Below are 19124 nucleotides of genomic sequence, written 5' to 3'. Positions count from 1 at the left end.
CACCGTCCGCGGTAGTGCCGGGGCCGCGGCGCGGTCCCCACTACGGTGTGCCGATGGGTACGCGCAACCGGGCGGTGCTGCTGCCCAGTGTCTTCCTGGGGCCGGTCTCGGTCGAGCCGTTGGCCGCGGCGCTGGCTGAGGCCGGCTGGGACGTGCGGATCGCGGATCCGGGGGTGCCGTCGTCCGCCACTGATCTGGCGCAGCGCTACCGGTCCCAGGTCCGGGCGGCCGGCCCAGCGATCCTGGTCCCGCACAGCAACGCCGGACTGTTCGTCCCGGACCTGCTGGCGGAGGCCACGGTCCGTGGGGCGGTATTCCTGGATGCCCGGCTGCCGGCCACGGAGCCGACGCGAACGACCGAGGTCGCGCTGGTTCCCCCGCAGCTGCGTTCGTCGATCCCGGTGGACGCCACCGGGGCGCCGGTGGCGTGGCCGTTCTGGTGGTCGCCGGCCGATCGGGACAGTGTCTTCCCGAGTGCCCGATGGCGCGCCGAGGTGGAACGGCGGGCCCCCCGCCTGCCCGCCGCGCTCCTGTCCGCCGCGGTGATCGTTCCGCCGTTCGCCGGCACCCGGTCGGCGTACGTGTCCTTCGGCGACACCTATCAGGCCGACCGGCAACGCGCGGCCGACGCCGGCTGGCCGACGCTCCGCCTGGGCGGCGGGCACCTGCACCTGATGGTGGACCCCGTCGGCGTTGCCGCCGCCCTGCTGTCTCTGGCCCGACGGGCCGGGCTCACCGAAGCGGTTCCGGATGCCCGGGCTACTGGTCGAAAGCCCGGATGACGGCGGCGATGTCGAGGTCGGCCGCCCCCCGGTCCGCCGCTGAAGCGTAGGTCTGCTCCAGGGCGGCCAGCAGCGCGTTCGGCTGCGGCACGGCCTGCCGGACGAGACGGACATCCTTGAGCAGTCCGGCCAGTTCGAACTGCGGATCGAAGTCGCCGCCGAGCATCGCCGTCCCCTTGAGCTGCGCGTAGGGACTGTCGGGACCGGAACCGGCCAGCGCCTCCAGGACCAGGCCGGGTTCGACGCCGAGGGTGCGCGCGAGCGTCAACGACTGGGCGATCCCTGCGGTCAGGGTGGCGATCCAGGCGTTCATCGCCAGCTTCAGCCCGGAGGCCAGAGGAGCCGCGCCGCCGACCCGCACGGTCTTGGCCGCCATCGCGTCGAGCACCGGTGCCAGGCGCTCGACGGTGGCCGGTGGTCCGGCGACCAGGGCGGTGAGGGTGCCCTGCTCGGCCGGACCCTTGGTGCCGAGCACCGGGGCGTCGACGTAGGTGACGCCGGCGGCGTCCGCCGCGTCGGCGAACTGGTCGGTCGCGGCGACGCCGACCGTCGAACTCTGCATCCACACCGAGCCCCGCGCCATCCGCGGCAGGGCCAGGTCCATCACCGCGCGGACGGCCGCCCCGTCGAACAGCATCGTCAGGACCACGTCGGCATCGGCCACCGCGTCCTCAGGGTCGTCCGCCACCCGGGCCGGGGTGTCCCGGAAAGGCTCGGCCCGTCCGATGCTGCGGTTCCACACGGTGACCGGCAGGTCCGCGCCGATCAGCCGCCGGGCCATCGCGGCGCCCATCGTGCCCAGTCCGAGGACTGCGACACGCGGGCGGTCCGGCGACGGGTTCGGCGAGGGGGTGGACGCGGCGGTGCTGGTTACAGTCGTCACGCCGTCCTGGTTCCCCGGTCGGGGGTCGACCAGCGGACGGGCACCGCACCTGGAGGACACGTGATCCTGGCCGACTTCACCGCCGACGCCATCGACGGGACGCCCCGGTCACTCGCGGCGTACAGCGGATCCGTGGTGTTGGTGGTCAACACCGCGTCGGCCTGCGGTTTCACCCCGCAACTCGGCGGCCTCGAGGAGTTGTGGCAAACCTACCGTGACCGCGGTCTGGCGGTGCTGGGCTTCCCCTGCAACCAGTTCGGCGGTCAGGACCCCGGCACCGAGGCGCAGATCAGCGAGTTTTGCTCGGTCAACTACGGCGTCACCTTCCCGATGTTCGCCAAGGTCGACGTGAACGGGCCCGACGCGCACCCGCTGTTCGTCTGGCTGCGTTCGGAGGCCCGGGGGGCGTTGGGCACCAGCCGGATCAAGTGGAACTTCACCAAGTTCCTCGTCGGCAAAGACGGCACGGTCCGGCACCGCTACGGATCGACCACCACGCCGTCGTCGATCGCCGCCGACATCGAGGCTGCGCTCGCCGAGTGACCCTGCCGGGACGGCCCCCTCAGCGGTGCCGGGGTCGTCGCCGGGCCGCCACGGCCGTGATCAGCAGCAGGCCGGTACCGATCGCCACCGTCCCGAGGGCCAGCGGCGCACCGACCGACGCACCGGTCGCCGCCAGGGTGGTGCCGGTAGTTCCGGTCACGACGACCGCGGGTCCGGTGGCCACCACCACCGGGGAGTAGGTGAAGGTGGTGGGCACGTTGACGATGATCGGCTGGGGCGCGGTGAAGGTGATGGGCGCGATGGTGATCGGGTCCAGCGTGATGGTCGCCGGGGTGATCGTCGTCGTGGGGGTCGTCGTGGTGGTGGTGGTGGGGGTGCTGGTCGTCGTCGGAGGTGCCGTGACGACCTCCGCCGCCCCGCCGACCGACAGCACGGTGACCGAGCCGTCCGCGTTGATCTGCACCTTGGCGCTCATCGCCGCGGCGAGATCTATTCGCTGCCAGGCCGCGTCGCCCTGGTCGGTCAGATCCAGCGGGTAGCCCGAGTCGATCGACGTCTGCGCGAGGACGGCCTGCCGTTGCGCGGCCGTCAGCGTGGGATAGGTCGTCAGCAGCAGGTTCTCGGCCCCGGGCGGGACCGTCATCGGCAGTCCCGTCGTCCCGGACGGGGCGAACGAGTACGTCATCCGTTCGCGGTAGGTGGCGACCGCGGACTTCCGATCGGTGACGATCTGGGCGGTGCCACCCGGCATGACCTGTCCGGCGTAGGGGTTGTCCTGGTATGCCGATCCCCGCGCGAGGCAGGCGGTAATGGTTCCGCCGCACTGGGTTTCCAGGTACGTCCGCAGTTCGACGGCGGCCGGGGCCAGTGAGCTGGTGACGTAGTCGGGCTGCGACCAGCGGGCGGCGATCGACGCCTCACCCAGCATCCGTCCGCCGATGACGTCCAGCGGGGAGTGCACACCCACCACCAGCCGGTTGTTGCCGTGCTCGGAGGCCCGGGCGAGCAGTTCCGGACCCAACTCGGGCAGCAGGGTGGCCAGCGTGATGGCCGATTGGTAGGCCGACGTGGTGTGCCCGCTGGGGAACGAGTAGGACGGTCCGTCCGGGTACTGGCTGGGGGGATTGCCGCAGAGGCCCGCGTACCCACCGCTGAGGGTCACCGAGGAGGAGGTGTACTGCCCGGTGGTGTCGCTGGTGTCGGCCAGTTGATCGATGAGCAGGTTGCCGTTCGAGTCGGCGTACGGCTGGCCGTCCCGGATCGGTCCCATGTAGTCCCCGGAGGGGAACCCGGCCGGGCAGGCGTTGTCAGCCGGCGGGGTGCTGTCGTCGGTCGGCCAGTAGGGCCGCAGACCGTCGAAGTAGTTCTTCGGCGTGCCGACATCGATGTAGTTGCCGGCGGTCCCGGTCTTGGCGTTCACCAGCGCCGTGGTCAACGGCAGGGCGCCGCTCTGCCGCCCGGTGACGTACAGCGGGGCCAGCACAGACCCCAGGGCCGGAGCGAGCGTGATCGACTGGTCGTAGCTGTCCGGGGACGCGCCGTCGAAGACCGCCGTCTGCAGAGCGGTGAACTGCTGCGCCGGGGTCGCGTGGTTGTTGATCCAGACCACGATCTCGTCGTTGTGCTGGAGGACCGTCGGGTTCAGGACGGGCGTCGGCCCGGAGGCGGCCAGGTTCCAGAAGTCGGAGAAGCCGCTGAGGATCGGCACCGCCTCCGGTGCCGGAGTGTCGGCGGGGTCGGTCGAGGGACTGGTGGTCGTGGTCGCGCTCGACGAGGTGGTCGACTCGGCGCCGGTCGCTCCGGTGGCTCCGATCAGCGCGGTACTCAGCACGACCGCACCGACCAGGGTGGATCCGAGAAGTCGAGGACCGAGATCCCCGCGCACAGCGGTGCGAGTACGGCGTGAGTGGTGTCGTGTCATCGGCCCGGCCCCCTCCGGCGCCGCCCGCCGCCCGGGCTCGCGCTCGGGGTGGCCACTCCTTCCCCCGACGTGAGGATGGGTCCACGAAGGGCTGGCAGGAAGGCTCGTGCCACCAACGAGTGACGCGGTCCTTCGCGGAGTGACGAGGAGCTTCGCCGTCGAGGGAGGGCGGGGTCCTTCGATCGATGCCCGGCTGACCGGCGGTTCCCGCACGGCCAGCGGCGCCGCGGACACCCGACGATCTCCGGGAATTGCATCGGGAATCTGTCGACCAGAATGCCGCCGTCCTTTCCCACCAGCATTCCGCGGACCATTCTTTCGGAACACTGCTGTCCGCCGCGCCAGCGGCCCGCAGAATCTTCTGGGTGTCATCGACGCAGGTCCCGGGTAGTTCTGTCGGCACAGCGCTGCGACTCGGCCGACGACAAAAGTGTCATCCGGGCCGACGTCATGATCAGGAGGAGATGGGTATGGCCGATCATTCGCGCACCGACATCCCGCCATTGCCGACAGGAACGTCGGCGGGCGCACCACCGCCGGTGTCGGGTTCCGCGACCCCACCGGCACATCCGGGCGGGCCGGACGACTCCGCCACTGCGCAGGCACGCCAGCAGGCCGGCGAAGTGGCCGAGACCGCCCAGCAGACCGGGGCGCAGGTGGCGTCGACGGTCAAGGAACAGGCCGGGGAGGTCACCGCCGAGGCCGGCCGACAGGCCAAGCAGGTGTGGCACGAGGCCCGGTCGGAATTCACCGATCAGGCCACCACCCAGCAGCAACGGGTGGCCGGTGGGTTGCACACCCTGGCCGACGAACTGCACCAGATGGCGCAGGGGTCCCAGGAGAACGGTGTGGCCAGCGACCTGGCCCGTCAGGCGGCTGACCGGGCCCACGGCATCGCCGACTGGCTGCAGGCGCGCGAACCGGGCGACCTGCTGAGCGAACTGCAGAGCTTCGCCCGGCGCCGCCCCGGGGTGTATCTCGGTGTGGCGGCCGCGGCCGGTCTGCTGGTCGGACGGTTCACTCGCGGCTTGACCAGTGCCGGGGACGACTCGCCCTCGGACTCCACGAACCGGTCGGGTGTGCCCGCCGGGGCCACCTATCCGGCTCCTCGGCCCACCCGGGTACCGCCGCCAGCTCCCGCGGTCGGCTACACCGGCGCCCGGACCGGGCTCCCGCCGACGGACGTCGGGTACACACCGGGCTTCGGCGTGGGCACCGGCGGCATCGAGGAAGATCCGGACCTGGTGCCTCCCGCCTCGATCACCCCGGCGTCGGCCCCGCTGCGGGGACCCGGCGAATCCGTGGGCGGCACCGTCCGCCGGACCGATCTGCCATGACGGGGTCATCGGCGTACGAGCCGACCGGCGGAGTGCGGGCTCCGGACCCGGCGGATCGTTCGCTGGGTGACCTGATCTCGCAGGTCACCCAGGACTTGTCGCTGTTGATGCGGCAGGAGGTGGCGCTGGCCCGGGCCGAACTGCAGCAGTCGGCATCCCGGGCGGCCAAGGGGGCCGGGATGATGTCCGGCGCCGCTGTGGCCGGCTACTTCGTCTTGCTCTTCCTGTCGATCGCGCTGTGGTGGCTCATCGGTGCCGGCACGGGTCTGGGCTGGTCGGCCCTCATCGTCGCCGTCATCTGGGGTGTCGTCGGTGCGGTCCTGTATGTCACCGGCCGGAAGGCGCTGCAGTCGGTCCGTGGACTGCCACGCACGGCCGACACCGTCGCCAAGATCCCGGACGCCCTGAAAGGAAACGAGGATTCGGCATGACCACCAGCAACGACCCGGAAACGATTCGCCGGGAGATCGAGGCCACCCGGGCCGGTCTCAGTGACGACGTCAACGCGCTCGGCGACAAGGTCAACCCGGCCAGCGTCGCCCGCCGTCAGACAGAGAAGGTCAGGGGCGCCGCTGTATCGGTGCGCGAGGCGGTGATGGGTTCGGCTTCCGACGTCGCCGATCGCGGCCAGCACGCCCTCAGCGGGGTGCAGGACAACGTCGCGGAAGCACCCTCGGCGATCAAGCGGCGGACACGCGGAAACCCGGTGGCGGCGGGCCTGATCGCCTTCGGCGCCGGCCTGCTCGCCGCATCCCTGTTGCCGGCGAGCGAACCGGAACAGCAGGCCGCGCAGAAGCTCAAGGAGCAGGCTCAGCCCGTCGTCGACGAGCTGACGGAGGTCGCGAAGGAGGCGGCCGGTCACCTCAAGGAGCCCGCCCAGCAGGCGGTGGAGGAGGTCAAGAGCACCGCGACCGACGCGGCGCAGGCCGTGAAGGACGAGACCGCCTCCGGTGCAGAGGATCTGAAGGAGCAGGCCCAGCAGTCGAAGAGCGCGGTCCAGTCGGCCGGTTCGTGAGGTCGGATACGGCCGACGAGCCCGGCGTCCAGTGCGCGGCTGGTGTGGCGCCGGTCTCGTGACGGTGTGACGGCGCCCGGAGCGGGTCCTCTACATGCGGGAGGACCCGCTCTCCTGGTCCCGTTCTCCGGGGCCACCGCCATGGAGGAGGAGTCGCTCGCCGGAGTGCGGGCGACTCAGAAGGAGGTCAGATGACCAGCTTTGACGCGTCGACCACGTCCACCGGGCCATTCCCGGCGGCCGTCGATCGCTTCTTCGAGTACCTGCAGGACGGCGTGGCCGTCAACCGGCGTATCGCGGGCAAATGGGCTCGGGCCTGGGGTTCGCCGGTCGACCTCGCGCGGGTCGCGTTGCAGACCCCGACCGACCTCGCCACCGGTCACGGCCGGGCGATCGGGACGTGGCTGACCGACGAGACCGTGCTGGCCCAGCGGGGTCTGGTGGATTCGGCGACCGCGGTGTCCGAGCGTGTGGTGGACGGCAGCGTCACCGATCTCGACGACCGGCGGTCCGCCGCGGCGGCCCGCGACTGACGCCGTCTTCCCCGACCGCTGCCGGCCCGCTCGTTCGGCCGGCAGTGGCAGGGGCGGTGCCGCCCGGGACCCGGCTGCTTCGGGGAGCCGGGTCCCGTTCTCATTGTTCGGGGAGGTCCCTGGTGGCCGGGCCCTCCAGAACCGCCCCGTCCGGCGCGAATCGTGAGCCGTGCAGGGGGCAGTCCCACGAGCATTCGGCGTCGTTCCAGGTCAGTACTCCGCCGAGGTGGGTGCAGACCGCCGATCGGCGCCGGGTGGCGCCGTCGACGGTCGAGACCGCGGTGGGCGTCAGGCCCTGACGTTCCACCCGTCCGGTGTTCTCGGCCGGTGGCCGCCGGTTCTGCTGGGTCAGGATCGAGGACGCCCATCCGCCGACCAGGTGGGCGCCGACCTGCAGGTTGCTCTTCACGGCGGTCGGGGCGCCGGCGAACTCCCGGCGGGTCCACGACTGCAACGCCTGGGCCCAGTCGGTGCGACCACCGAGGATCCGGCTGGACAGCGCAAGCGCCGAGGCCACGGCCAGCGTCATGCCCCACTTGTCGAAACCGGTTGCGACCAGGATCTGGTCGTCGGTCGGGGTGAGCGGTCCGACGAACGGCAGCTCGTGATCGGCGTGGTAGTCCTGTGCCGACCAGCTGTGGGTGGGCTCGGCCCCGGGGAACCAGCGCCGGGTCCAGTCGGTCAGATCCTGCACTTGTCGGGCGGGATGCCGCTCCCGCCCGACGACGTGGCCGTTGCCGCCGATCAGCAGCCGGTCGCCGTCCGGCCGGGGGACCGAGCGGACGGACCGGCTGGGGGAGTCGGCCGACAGGTACATCCCCTGCGGCATCGGTCCGGGGTGGTGGAAGGCCACGGCGTACGACCGCAGCGGTTGCAGACGCGCCCAGAACCCCCCGCGGTCCATGATCGGCGTCCCGGTGGCCAGGACGACCCGACCGGCCCGCAGGGTGGCGTCGTCCGTCCGCACGGTGACCGGCGTACCGGGGTCGACGGAACGTACCCGGGCGCCCTCGTAGATCGTCGCACCTCGGCGCTGCAGGTCGGTGACCATCGCGGTCAGGACGTCCAGCGGGTCGATCTGCGCCTGTTCGGCCAGCTGGACCGCGCCGGCGATGGGGTAGGGGAGTTCGGTATCGGTGACCCAGGTGGTGGGCAGGCCCGCTTCGTGGGTCGCCCGCAGCTCGGCCTGCACGGCCGGGATGCCGTCCTCGCCCGCGGCGTAGGTGTAGGCGCTGCGCAGCTGATAGGGAACGTCGTTCTCCTCGCAGTAGTGCCGGAGCCACATCTGCCCTTCGGTGTTGGCTTCGACGTACTGGCGGGCGATCTCGGCGGAGTGTCGCGACCGGATGGTGGACAGCCGGGTGCCCTGCAGCAGACTGACCTTCGCGGTGGTGTGACCGGTGGTGCCGGCCCCGACCCGGCTCGCCTCCACCACACCGACCGAGTGGCCGGCCCGGCTGAGCAGCAGTGCCGTGGTCAGCCCGGTCAGGCCGGCGCCGATGACGAGAACGTCGAACTCACGGCCGTTCTCGGGCAGCGGGTGGGACGGTTGAGTGCGGTCGAGCCACAGCGACGTCATCAGGTGCCTTTCCGGGGGGTGGCGGACAGCGGCACGGTCTGACCCCGGTCGACGTAGCGGACCCGATCACCCAGGCCGCGCCGATCCACCTCGGCGCGGAAATCCGCCAGCGGGGACGCCATGACGGTGTAGTCGTCGTAGTGCACGGGGACGACGGTGTGCGGGTCGATGAGCTCGAGCAGGTCGGCGCCCTGCCGCCCGTCCATGGTGACCATCAGCCCGCCGGGCAGCGTGGTCCCGCCGAGATGCAGCACACCGGTGTCGATGTCGGGGAACCGGCGGGGGATCTCGGACAGCTCGTCGATGACCAGGGTGTCGCCGGAGACGTAGAGCCGCACCGGGGCGGGTGCGGTGATGGCGGCAGGGGAGCCGCGTTCGGCGAGGGTGTCGAACTCCAGCATCGAGCCCATGACCGGGGGCAGCAGCCGGCGCAGCGGGCCGGGGGAATGCTGCCCCGGCAGTGCGGTGATCCGGACCCGGCTGGTCCCGCCGGTCAGCGTGTGGGAGGTCCAGGTGCGGAGGCCGGTGGCGCGCGGGAAGCCGCGCCACTGCAGACGGCGGGAGGCGTGCGGGGTGATGAGCACCGGGAGATCGCGGTCGAGGCCCCGGTGGGCGACGCGGTCCCAGTGGTCGCCGTGCAGGTGGGACAGCACGATCCCGTCGAGCGTGGGCAGTTCGGCGATCGAGAGAGCCGGTTCGGTCAGCCGCTTGCTGGTCAGTCCGTAGCCCAGGTACGCGCGTTGACCCCGGTGCAGGAAGTTGGGGTCGGTGAGCAGGGTGAGCTCGCCCCAGCGGATCAGCAGCGTCGCGTTGCCGATGAAGGTCAGCGAGCCGGTCGACGGAGGCTCGAATGTCATACCGGGAGGTACCCGGGTGTTCGGTCGGTGACACCCGGGTCTTGCTTCGACGACTGCTTCGGCGACCGACGCCGGGGATGGGTATCGGGTCGTCGTGCGCCCACGACGACCCGATACCCGGACTATCCCTTGACCGACCCCTGCAGCAGGGCGGCCACGAACTGCCGCTGGAAGATCACGAAGATGATCACCGTGGGCGTCATGATGAGGAGCGAACCCGCGCACAGCAGCGGGATGTCGGTGCCCCACTGACCCTGGAACGCACCGAGAGCACCGGCCATGGTGCGTTTGTCAGGCTGGTCGACCAGGACGATGGCCAGCAGGAACTGGTTCCAGGTCCACAGGAACAGCAGGATCGCCAGGGACGACAGCGCCGGGCGGGCCAGCGGTGCGTGGACGCGCCAGAAGAGCTGCCAGATCCCGGCTCCGTCGATCGACGCCGCTTCGGAGAGATCCTTGGGCACGGACACGAAGTGGGCCCGCATCCAGAGCACCGAGAACGGCATGAACAGGCCGATGAGCGGCAGGATGATCGCCCAGCGGGTGTTGAGGAGACCGAAGTCGCGCATCTGGAAGTAGAGCGGCGTGATGATGCCCTCGAACGGCAGGGTCAGCCCGAGCACCAGGAGCAGGAAAGCGACCCGGCCGCCCTTCATCCGGATCTGGCCGAAGGCGAAACCGGCCATGGTGCCGAAGATCAGGGCCAGGGGTACGACGCCGAGGACGATGAGCGTGCTCGACCACAGCAGCGCGCCCATCCGGGCCGAGGTGAACGCGGTGACGAAGTTGCCCCACTGGGGGTCGTCCGGCCAGGAAAGGCCGGACGGGTAGGTGCCCGACGGGTGCAGGGCGGTGACGAACAGCGTCACGAACGGCACGACGGTGACGAGCATCAGGACGACGAGCAGGACGCGCCCGATGAGCGCCTCGCGACGGGAGGTGATCATGATCCGTCCTCACGGGTGAACCACTGCAGCGGGACGACCACCAGCAGGACGAGCAGGACCAGCACGACGGCCAGGGCCGAGGCCAGCCCGATCTCCCGCTCGGAGAAGGCCAGGTAGAAGATCTGCAGGCCCGGCACCATCGTGCGGTTGCCGGGGCCGCCCTGGGTGGCGATGTAGACGATGTCGAAGCTGGCCAACGCGGCGATGACGGTGACCGTGACGCAGACGCCGATCTCCTGGCGCAGGCCGGGGACGGTGATGGTGAAGAACTCCCGGATCGCGCCGGCGCCGTCCATCCGGGCCGCCTCGTAGAGCGACGGGTCGATCTTGCTCATGCCGGCGGACAGCAGCAGCGTGCACAGGCCGACCAGCACCCAGGCGCCGATGATGCCGACCGCCGGCAGGGCGGTCGAGAAGTCGCCCAGCCAGGCACGGGTGACGCCGCCCAGGCCGACGAGGTCGAGCAGCTGGTTGATCAGGCCGTCGGAGGCCAGCAGCCAGCTCCAGATGATGCCGGCCGCGACGAGCGGGATGACCTGGGGGAGGAACAGCACGACCCGGGCGACCGCGCCGAGCTTGCTGGTGGCGACGCTGCGGATGGCCGCGGCGACCAGCAGGCCGAGTGCGACCGGGATGAGGCTGAAGAAGATGATGAGGACGAACGCGTGCAGGATCGACTGCGAGAGGTCGGGGTCGGTGAAGACCTTGACGTAGTTGCCGAAGCCGACGGACTTGGCCGCGCCGATGCCGTTCCAGTCGTAGAACGAGTACTGGACGGTCAGCACCAGCGGGCGCAGGACGAAGACGGCGTAGAACAGCAGCGCGGGCGCGGCGAACAGCCAGCCGATGAGCTGGCCGCGGCCGCGGCCGGAGCGGCGACCCCGACCGACCCGGCCCGGGGTGACGGCCGGTCGGTCGGTCTTCGGCGCCGGGGCGAGCCCGACGGCGACGGCCGGCGCGGTGGCCGACCGCGGGGCCGGGTCGATGGGGGACGTCATGGGACGGTCAGCCGCCGATCTGGCTCTGGTAGTCCGACTGCACGGTGCTCAGCAGGCCCTCGGGGGTCTGCTCGCCGGCGACCAGCTTCTGCAGCTCCGGGGTCCAGCTCTTGGCGTAGATCGAACCGGTGGCGTTGGCGATGAAGTCCATCGCCCCGTTGTCCTTGGCGATCTGGGCGCCGGCGGCCAGGGTGGCCGCGGTGACGGTGTTGGCGTCGACGGTCGGCATGCTGGCGTCGGCCGGGCCCATCGGGTGGGAACCGCCGACGGTCACGTCGATCTCCCGGGCCTTGTCGTTGGTGGCCACCCAGTTCAGGAAGAACGCAGCGCAGTCGGGGTGCGCGGCCTTGGCGCTGACGCCGAAGGTGAGCGGGGCGGACATGGCCGCGACCGAGCCGCCGGCCTCCTTCGGGGGCATGAGGAAGAACCCGGCGTTGCCGGCCATCTGCTTGTCCAGGTTCCCGGACTCCCAGTCGCCGTCGAAGATGAACAGGCTCTGGCCACCGATGAAGCGGCTCATCATGGTCGCGTAGTCGAGCGAGTTGACATCGCTGGCGAAGTAGCCGTTGTCGATCCAGCCCTTGAGGTGCTGGGCGGCCTGCTTGGTGGCGTCGGTGTCGATGGACGCGCCCGGCTTCTGGAAGATCCAGTCGTTGATCGCCGACGGGTCGCCGTAGACGGCCATCAGGTTCTGCAGCGGGAACGCCAGACCACCGGTGGCGCCGCCGTTGAACTGGGCGATCGGGGTGATCCCCGCGGCCTTGGCCTTGGCCAGGGCGTCGTCGAACTCGGCCAGCGTGGTCGGGGCCTGGGTCATGCCGATCTGGGCCGCGAGCTGCTTGTTGTAGAAGACGCCGGTCATGCTGTAGTTCAGGCCCATCGCGTACAGCGGGCCGGTGCCGCGCTCGCCGGTGCTGCTGACCCGCATCTGCGACAGCTGCGAGGCGGGCCAGGAGTCCCAGCCGAGCGACTGGGCGTACCCGTCGAGGTCGAGCAGCAGCCCGTCCTTGACCAGTTCGGAGACCTGGGGCAGCCGCATGAGGTCCGGCGGGCTGTCCTGCAGAACGCGCGGGGCGTTCTGGGTGATGACCGCGAACTGGTCCTCGCGGATGTCCCAGGTGACGTTCGGGTACTGCTTGGTGAACTCGTCGGTGAGCGCCTTGGGCAGCGCGAAACCAGTCTCGAAGTACCCGGACATGGTCACCGGGTCGGTACCGCAGGTGGCGGTCTTGGCCGCGGCGGCCGAGGAAGCCGTTGCACTGTTGGCGGTCTCGGAGGAGCTGCCGGGCGCGCCGCAGGCGGCGACGAGCAGGCTTCCGCCGACCAGCAGAGCGGACACGGCGGTCAGGCGGTGACCTGACCGGGACATTCGGGCGGAGCGGAGAAGGGACATGCGGGGCGCCTCCTTTGGCGTACTGCGGCAGCGGTGCGGGGGTGGTGAGCGGGTCAGACGTCGACGACGGCGGGTGCCGTCGACAAGGCGGGGGACCGGTGGGCGGTCCGCAGGGCGTCGACGGCGTCGTCCCACCACTGACGGGCGGGCGCCCAGACGCCGGTGAGCGACAGCGAGCCGTGGATCGCGCCGGGGTAGACGGTGTGCTCGACCGGCACGCCGGAGGCGCGCAGTCGGTCGGCGAAGAGTTGGCCGTCGCGGCGCAGCGGGTCGAACTCGGCGGTCAGCACCCGGGTGGCCGGGAACCCCGTGAGGTCGGCGGCGAACAGCGGCGACACCCGCGGATCCCGGGCCAGCGCGGCGTCCGGTAGATACAGCTCGACGCAGCGCTCCATCCCGGGGACGGTGATGCCGTAATCGTCGGGGACGCCGCTGGACCGCATCGTGTCGAGAGTCAGGTCGACGACGGGGACCTCGAGCAGCACGAGCCGGAGCGCCGGGCCACCTCGGTCCCGGCTGGCCAGGGCGACGGCGGCGGCGAGGTTGGCGCCGGCGGAGACGCCGCCGATGGAGATATTGGCGGGGTCGATCAGCCACTGCGCCGCGTGCTCGGCGAGGTCGGTCAGGGCGGCGTAGCAATCGTCGAACGGCACCGGGAACGGGTGCTCGGGCGCCATGCGGTAGTCGACGGCGACGACGGTGATCCCCAGGCGGGCGCAACGGGCCCGGCAGAGCGCATCGTTGACGAGCTCGTCGATCGAGCTGAGCCACCAGCCGCCGCCGTGCAGGAAGACATGGACCGGCAGCACATCCGCGTCGGTCGCGCCCACCGGGCGGTAGCGGCGCAGCCGCAGGGTGCCCCCGTCGACATCGATCCACCGGTCGTCGACATCGGCCGGCTCACCGGGAAGCCCGGTGCGCAGGTACATCTCGTCGGCGGCAGCGATGATCTCGGCGCGGCGACGAGCGGGCGGGGCCAGCGGGTCGCCCATGTCCTCGGCGCTGTCGAGGAACTGCCGAACCACAGGGTGCAACGACATCGAAGTCCTCACGCGAGAAGCCGAAGCGGAGGACCACGTCGGCGTGGGAGCGGCAGGCGATGGGGTGTTCGGCCGGCCGGGATCTGTCTGTGGTGGTCACTCAACTCGACGGCGGGGCCGTTCGTCAAGCGGTTTCATCGAAGCACTTTTATAGACCGGTCGCGGGAGCCGTCACACCGACGCAGGTGTCGCGAAACGGACCGGGCGCGCCGCGCTTCAGGTGGTGGCGCGGGGGACGACGGCCACGTCCAGCATCGTGGTGGACCGCAGGGAGTTGCCGTTGACCAATCCGAGGAGCACCGCCAGGGCCGCGCCACCGGACTGTTCGAACGGTTGCCGGACGGTCGACAGGTCCGCGGCCTCGGCGGCCTCACCGTCGTCGAAACCCATGATCGCGACGTCCTGCGGTACCCGCAGGCCACGGTCGCGGGCGGCGAGCAGCGCGCCGACGGCGAGCAGGTCGTGGTGGGCCATGACGGCCGCCGGCCGGTCGGGTCGATCGAGCAGTTCGGCCGCGGCGGAACGGGCGGCGCTGACCGAGTTCTCGCACGTCGCGACCATGACGTCACCGGCCGACGCGGCACGCACTGTCGACCGAAAACCGTTGAGCCGCTTGATGGCCTGGGATTCGTAGTCGGCGATCTGCCGCTCCAGCAGATAGCCGAACCGCTGGTAGCCGCGGCCGAGCAGGTGCTCGGCGGCGAGTCGGCCACCGGCCGAGTCGTCGATCAGGACCCGACTGAAATCGTCGCTGTCGGCGTCCACCACGACCGTGGGCAGCCGTCGCTCCCGCAGCCGCTGGCTGATGCCAGGCTCCAGACCGAGGCCCATCACGATGACCCCGTCGAGCCGACCGTGGACGGGCATGCTGGCCAACGCCGGGGAGGAGGCCACCGCGGCGGATTCATGATCCAGGACGACGACGTCCAGATCGTCCTGGGCGGCCGGGGCAAGGATGCCGGCGAGCCGACGCAGGTACGAGGCGTAGGCGGTGAACGGGGCCATCACGGCGATACGGCCCGTGCCCCGACGGGCCAGCGTCGCCGCGTGGGCCTTCGGAACGAAACCCAGGGCGTCGGCCGCGGCCAGTACACGCGTGCGGGTGTCCAGGCTGACCCGGTCCGGTTTGTTCAGGACATTCGACACCGTCGAGATGCTCACGCCGGCGCGGTCGGCGACCTCATAGATGGTGACCCGGCCGTCGTCCCTCGCCACCGGCGCCCCCTTCGAACTGCTTCGTCCGAAGGACTGTACCGATCCATGAGGCCGTCACGAGGCCGAACCCGGGTCGGCACGACGTGTATGTCGGGGCGGTCGGACGACAACTGCACATGATCGGTGGCGGCCACAGGAGATGTGCCGTCGTCCGGTCGTCCAGTGTCGGTACAGCGTCGGAAGCCCGCTCGACGGTGAGCGTGATGAGGTCGTGACCCCGGGACTGGGAAAACCCGTCAGATGGCCTAGCGGCCAGCGACGACCTCGCAGCCCGACTATCAGCCCGACCTCGATCAGGCTGTCAACGCTTCCCGATCCAGTGATTTCTCTTCGCTCCGTAGTGCGTCGATCGCGGAACGCGAGATACCAGCGTGCAGCCGTTCGGCGGCGGAGTCCGAGTTGTCCACATCATTCGTATTTCAGAATTCCCACGGCGGACGCGGTAGTTATCGTCGGGCGAACTCGTGCATGTGAGGTGCATGTGACAGATGTGAGGTGGTGTCGTGATCGGGGGTCTGACCCGTAGGTCGCAGGTGGTCCGTCGAACGGCGGCCGCGGTGCTCGTGACCGGTCTGAGCTGCTCGCTCGTCGCGTGCAGCTCGGCTGACGGTGCCGGTCCGAGTTCGACGGCACCCTTGTCGGTCACTGTGTCGCCGTCGGTCGTCGCTGCGTCGGAACCGGTCTCGCCGACCGCAACGGTTTCGGCGCCCACCCAGTCACCGGTGCCATCGATCGCCAGCTCCACTCCGCTCTCGCGATCTTCTAGCGTGTTAGGGACGCCGTCCGGTACCGACTCGCCTGGAAACCTCAGTCCTGTTGAACAGGCAGATCGAGCGGCAATCGAGGCGCAGTGGGCCAAGTACTGGGATGTGCTAGCCGGACTGACAAAAGTTCCCGCAGAAGATCGGGAACAGCTGCTCGAACCGGTGGCGGTTGACCCGCAGAAGGCAAAGCTACTAGCGGCAGCGGCGCAATTCGAAGCGGAGGGCCTAGGCCAGTATGGCGAAGTGATTCTTCGTCCGTTCTGGCCCCAACCTATCGACGGCGAGCAGTTCGCACTTCTTCGCGATTGCCAGGATCAATCTGGCTGGGGCTCTATTTCTGTGAGCACGGGCGAGGTTCACGCTCTTGGTGCCGACCGCCACTTCGTTCAAGCGGGTTTCGAGCGCGGATCAGACGGCGTCTGGAGAGTCCAAAACGTGCAGTGGATCGAGAACCTCCAATGCTAGCAACCAAGCTCTCTGCGGCCACAGTCATATTATGTGTTGGTCTTTCCACCGTTGGATTGCATCCTGAAGCAAGTCGTTCCAATTCACCGCGGAATATTTGGACGAGCGAGAGTAATCTACTTATTCAAACGGCCGAGCCTGCGCAGCAACCGGGCCGGAGCGCAGGCTTGGACGGTCTCTCAGACCAGAGCGTCGATCTTGTGGCCTCCGACGGTGGCCTAGAACATGAACGGCAGGTGGCACCCAGCTCGAGTGGGCCGGTCGGCAACGATTCCACTGACCTTGACCAGTCGAACTCCTCCAACGGGCATAGCCAACACGACTGGGGGGATGGATGCGGCTGGACTCGCTATATCCCCCCTCCCGCCGCAGGTGACCCCCTATGGGAGGGGCACGACCCTTCAAGCGGGGAGATCAGGTGGAAGAGCTGTGCCGTGTTGAGGCCCGGCGTCCCTGGATCTCCTGGCAACTTAGATGGTCGACCCGTAGTCACCCAGTTCTTCGCGAACGAAGAACTCGCTCCACCGGTAGTTGTTGATCCTCGGGTTCTAGCCGAAAGAGCAATTCGAGAACTCGCCGTTCCTTCGCCTGAAATTCATTTTGGCCCGGATATGGGTGAGGTCTACGTTCAGATCCCAACGTGGTTGTGGATCGACGACCCTGGACAACTGACCGCTTCGGTCACAGCCGGAACCGTGACTGTGACGGCGAGCGCGACTCTCACAGCCACGAGGTGGACGCTAGGGGAACCCGAGCGCAATCCGTCTTTCTCGGGGTACAAGTCGGGTCCGGCGGTCACATTGACTTGTCAGGGGGCGGGTGTGCCCCCGCCGGCCGGTGTGGACTGGAAGACCGAACCGGAATGTGGCCACACGTTCCGCTGGCGTTCGCTACCGGAGCGGACCAACGGGACGGGCAAGTGGCCCATCACAGCGACGACGTCGTGGGACGTCACCTGGCAGTCGAACACCGGGCAGGCGGGGACGACCACCTTGACCGCCACCAGCGAGGACGCTGTCGAGGTGGGGGAGTACCGCATCCTGCTTGTCGATGGCGGCCGCTGACAAGTCCCACAAAGCCGACGGAGTGCGGTCCGGCAAGAATGACCTGGTGAGCGACGCGGACGCCGACTTGACGGGCCAACAAGCCGGAGCCTTCCGCATCGGTGGCGTCGTGCTTGTCGTCGTGGGGCTGTGCTGGATGGTCGTCGATCCGCTGCTGCGGAAGTTTCAGCCGCTGAGATGGGGAGGCCCCAACATCGGCGGGGGGTTCCTGCTCATCGCCGCCAACGCCACCGTTACCGCCGGTGCGGTGGTCACCGGCGCTGCCAGCGCGGTCAGGCCACCACAATGGAACTCGATGACCAGGATCGGGCTCGCCGTCGTGGCGGCATTGGCCTTCGTCTACCTTCTGCTTCGCGCACTGTGATCGCTAGCCTGTGCCATCACAATGTCGGCGGCACTGAGACCGCAGAATCGCAACAATTGCTCGAGTCCCCTCTCGGTTCATGGCTGGTGATGACGAGAAAAGATGAAGGCCGTCGGAACCAGGGGTCGGAGACGACCGGAGGGCTACCGCGACGTCATGAGGTCGGCACGACGCGCCGTTCGACGGGTCCGCCCATCCCTGTGGTGTCGCCGGCAGGTGCCCCACAGGACTTCTGCTCGACCCTCCCGGCCGTGGGGTCGATGTCGACAGGGATGGCGTGAGCCAGATCTGAGGTGACCTCCACCCAGCGGCAGGGAAACTCGACATTCGAGCTTCGGGCCAGCTTCTCGACGAGAGCATCACCGGGCTCGTGTCGATGTGTTCCATTCCCCGCCCCATCGTGCGAGCTGGCAATGGCCAGGAACCCGGACAGGGTCAAAGCGAGTATGCATGTGATCGAACGGATTTCGGGCCGTCGGGGACGGAGATGGACTGGCATGATCGGCTCCTGATGGTTGCGCGATCCGACCGTAAGCAGCGAGCCGATCATTGTCATGGCCGTTCGTTGGCCTGTGGATAACTGCGGTGGCACTGGTTGAAACGGCCGACGCCGTCCCCCGGGTGCAAGGATTGGTCATGCCTGAGCGCGAAACCGGTCCGAATGAATCCCGCAGTCCCCGCGCCCAGAGGTGGATTCGCTGGGTAGCGGTCGCTGTCATGGTGGTCGGCCTGCTGTGGCTCATCGTGGATCGCCTGTTGGCCGGGTACTACCCGTTGCGTTGGGGCGGACCGAACATCGGTGGCGGCCTGCTGATCCTTCTCTGCTATGCCGCCCTGATCGGTGGGGTGACCGCGCTGTGGGCGTCCGATGGCCTCCATCCGCGGACATGGTCGACCTGGTCATGGGGCGCTGCCGTCATGGTCGTCGTGCTTCTGATCGGCTACATCGCGGTCCGCATCATCCAGCCCCGTGACGAGGACGCTGGCCGGATCGGGCGGATGGGCGTGACCGTCACAACGCAGGGCGAACCAATCCTCGTCATGATGGTCTGCCGCGGATCGATCGACCGGGTGAGGGTGGTCGGACCAAACCGCACACCGCAATTCAACGAAGAGTTGGCCACCTACACGTCAGTCGATCCCGTGTCCGGCTACCAGGAACTCAATCTCCTCGATCCCTCGGTGGGCTGGCAGACAGGGTCGCCCCTGACCCAGTCGACCCTCGACGGACAGATGCTGGTGATCGCTTCTGCCCGCAGCGACAAGGCCGTCCTGACCGACGTGTCGTTCAGCTCCGAGGACTTGCGTTCACTGACACCGGGTCTCGTGCAGAGCGCTTCGGGACAGTGGGCTCAGCGCCGACCGGTGGACGAGTTCCGGGCGGCAGCCTGCCCGTGACGGTGTGGCGTCCGGGTAGACCGGCGGGAGCCGGGGATCGCGTGGGCCCGCCGTGTGATCGCACT

19 protein-coding genes are annotated in these 19124 nt (G+C 69.4%); 10 read left to right on the top strand and 9 right to left on the bottom strand.

The features are described from left to right. The first annotated feature begins 53 nt into the window (after positions 1 to 53). On the top strand, positions 54 to 782 hold the full coding sequence (locus FDO65_RS05095; RefSeq protein ID WP_137448330.1) for a hypothetical protein: 729 nt from the start codon (positions 54 to 56) through the stop codon (positions 780 to 782). On the opposite strand, the gene FDO65_RS05090 is transcribed toward FDO65_RS05095, so the two are convergent. Further along, positions 760 to 1665, bottom strand: coding sequence for an NAD(P)-dependent oxidoreductase (locus FDO65_RS05090; protein ID WP_205849788.1), 906 nt, complete (start codon positions 1663 to 1665; stop codon positions 760 to 762). The genes FDO65_RS05095 and FDO65_RS05090 overlap by 23 nt on opposite strands. Before the next feature lie 60 nt (positions 1666 to 1725). Here FDO65_RS05090 and FDO65_RS05085 point away from each other — a divergent pair, with 60 nt between their 5' ends. Further along, positions 1726 to 2208, top strand: coding sequence for a glutathione peroxidase (locus tag FDO65_RS05085; protein ID WP_137448329.1), 483 nt, complete (start codon positions 1726 to 1728; stop codon positions 2206 to 2208). Between the two features lie 19 nt (positions 2209 to 2227). On the opposite strand, the gene FDO65_RS05080 is transcribed toward FDO65_RS05085, so the two are convergent. Continuing rightward, positions 2228 to 4000 (bottom strand): phosphatase PAP2 family protein, encoded by a 1773-nt coding sequence (locus FDO65_RS05080; protein WP_166442034.1) that lies wholly within the window; start codon positions 3998 to 4000, stop codon positions 2228 to 2230. 560 nt (positions 4001 to 4560) lie between these two features. Between FDO65_RS05080 and FDO65_RS05075 the strand changes: the two genes are divergently transcribed. From FDO65_RS05075 to FDO65_RS05060, 4 genes are all read left to right on the top strand, one after another. Continuing rightward, positions 4561 to 5427 carry an ATP synthase subunit B family protein gene (locus FDO65_RS05075; RefSeq protein ID WP_137448327.1) on the top strand — a complete coding sequence of 289 codons (867 nt, stop codon included), beginning with the start codon at positions 4561 to 4563 and terminating at the stop codon, positions 5425 to 5427. After that, positions 5424 to 5858: a phage holin family protein gene (locus FDO65_RS05070; protein WP_137448326.1), complete on the top strand. Its 435-nt coding sequence runs from the start codon at positions 5424 to 5426 to the stop codon at positions 5856 to 5858. The genes FDO65_RS05075 and FDO65_RS05070 overlap by 4 nt, the downstream gene beginning before the upstream one ends. Next, entirely contained in the window at positions 5855 to 6442 is a 588-nt protein-coding gene (locus FDO65_RS05065; protein ID WP_137448325.1) for a DUF3618 domain-containing protein, read from the top strand. The genes FDO65_RS05070 and FDO65_RS05065 overlap by 4 nt, the downstream gene beginning before the upstream one ends. Before the next feature lie 191 nt (positions 6443 to 6633). Then, positions 6634 to 6975 carry a hypothetical protein gene (locus FDO65_RS05060; protein ID WP_137448324.1) on the top strand — a complete coding sequence of 114 codons (342 nt, stop codon included), beginning with the start codon at positions 6634 to 6636 and terminating at the stop codon, positions 6973 to 6975. Positions 6976 to 7075: 100 nt separating this feature from the next. On the opposite strand, the gene FDO65_RS05055 is transcribed toward FDO65_RS05060, so the two are convergent. The 7 genes from FDO65_RS05055 to FDO65_RS05025 form a co-directional block, all read right to left on the bottom strand. Beyond that, positions 7076 to 8554 carry an FAD-dependent oxidoreductase gene (locus FDO65_RS05055; RefSeq protein WP_137448323.1) on the bottom strand — a complete coding sequence of 493 codons (1479 nt, stop codon included), beginning with the start codon at positions 8552 to 8554 and terminating at the stop codon, positions 7076 to 7078. Beyond that, positions 8554 to 9411 carry an MBL fold metallo-hydrolase gene (locus tag FDO65_RS05050; RefSeq protein ID WP_137448322.1) on the bottom strand — a complete coding sequence of 286 codons (858 nt, stop codon included), beginning with the start codon at positions 9409 to 9411 and terminating at the stop codon, positions 8554 to 8556. The genes FDO65_RS05055 and FDO65_RS05050 overlap by 1 nt, the downstream gene beginning before the upstream one ends. A gap of 122 nt (positions 9412 to 9533) precedes the next feature. After that, the gene (locus FDO65_RS05045; protein WP_137448321.1) at positions 9534 to 10358 is read right to left on the bottom strand and encodes a carbohydrate ABC transporter permease; all 825 of its coding nucleotides are present in this window, start codon (positions 10356 to 10358) and stop codon (positions 9534 to 9536) included. Beyond that, positions 10355 to 11356, bottom strand: a complete 1002-nt coding sequence (locus tag FDO65_RS05040; RefSeq protein ID WP_137448320.1) for a carbohydrate ABC transporter permease — start codon at positions 11354 to 11356, stop codon at positions 10355 to 10357. The genes FDO65_RS05045 and FDO65_RS05040 overlap by 4 nt, the downstream gene beginning before the upstream one ends. Positions 11357 to 11363: 7 nt before the next feature. Continuing rightward, the gene (locus FDO65_RS05035; RefSeq protein WP_205849787.1) at positions 11364 to 12749 is read right to left on the bottom strand and encodes an ABC transporter substrate-binding protein; all 1386 of its coding nucleotides are present in this window, start codon (positions 12747 to 12749) and stop codon (positions 11364 to 11366) included. Positions 12750 to 12802: 53 nt separating this feature from the next. Next, on the bottom strand, positions 12803 to 13789 hold the full coding sequence (locus tag FDO65_RS05030) for an alpha/beta hydrolase (RefSeq protein WP_137448319.1): 987 nt from the start codon (positions 13787 to 13789) through the stop codon (positions 12803 to 12805). 216 nt (positions 13790 to 14005) lie between these two features. Continuing rightward, on the bottom strand, positions 14006 to 15004 hold the full coding sequence (locus FDO65_RS05025) for a LacI family DNA-binding transcriptional regulator (RefSeq protein WP_137448318.1): 999 nt from the start codon (positions 15002 to 15004) through the stop codon (positions 14006 to 14008). 722 nt (positions 15005 to 15726) lie between these two features. Here FDO65_RS05025 and FDO65_RS05020 point away from each other — a divergent pair. The 4 genes from FDO65_RS05020 (at position 15727) to FDO65_RS05005 (ending at position 19059) form a co-directional block, all read left to right on the top strand. After that, on the top strand, positions 15727 to 16233 hold the full coding sequence (locus FDO65_RS05020) for a hypothetical protein (protein WP_137448317.1): 507 nt from the start codon (positions 15727 to 15729) through the stop codon (positions 16231 to 16233). Positions 16234 to 17054: 821 nt separating this feature from the next. Next, the gene (locus FDO65_RS05015) at positions 17055 to 17297 is read left to right on the top strand and encodes a hypothetical protein (RefSeq protein ID WP_137448316.1); all 243 of its coding nucleotides are present in this window, start codon (positions 17055 to 17057) and stop codon (positions 17295 to 17297) included. Between the two features lie 46 nt (positions 17298 to 17343). After that, the gene (locus FDO65_RS05010; RefSeq protein WP_137448315.1) at positions 17344 to 17661 is read left to right on the top strand and encodes a hypothetical protein; all 318 of its coding nucleotides are present in this window, start codon (positions 17344 to 17346) and stop codon (positions 17659 to 17661) included. Positions 17662 to 18297: 636 nt separating this feature from the next. Then, complete coding sequence (locus tag FDO65_RS05005) at positions 18298 to 19059, top strand: cell division protein CrgA (RefSeq protein WP_137448314.1); 762 nt, start codon at positions 18298 to 18300, stop codon at positions 19057 to 19059. Positions 19060 to 19124: the final 65 nt, after the last annotated feature.

Origin of the sequence: Nakamurella flava (assembly GCF_005298075.1) — a bacterium.
Lineage (GTDB): Bacteria > Actinomycetota > Actinomycetes > Mycobacteriales > Nakamurellaceae > Nakamurella > Nakamurella flava.
The sequence above is the reverse complement of the archived record's forward strand: the minus strand, read 5'-3'. Positions and strand labels throughout refer to the sequence as shown.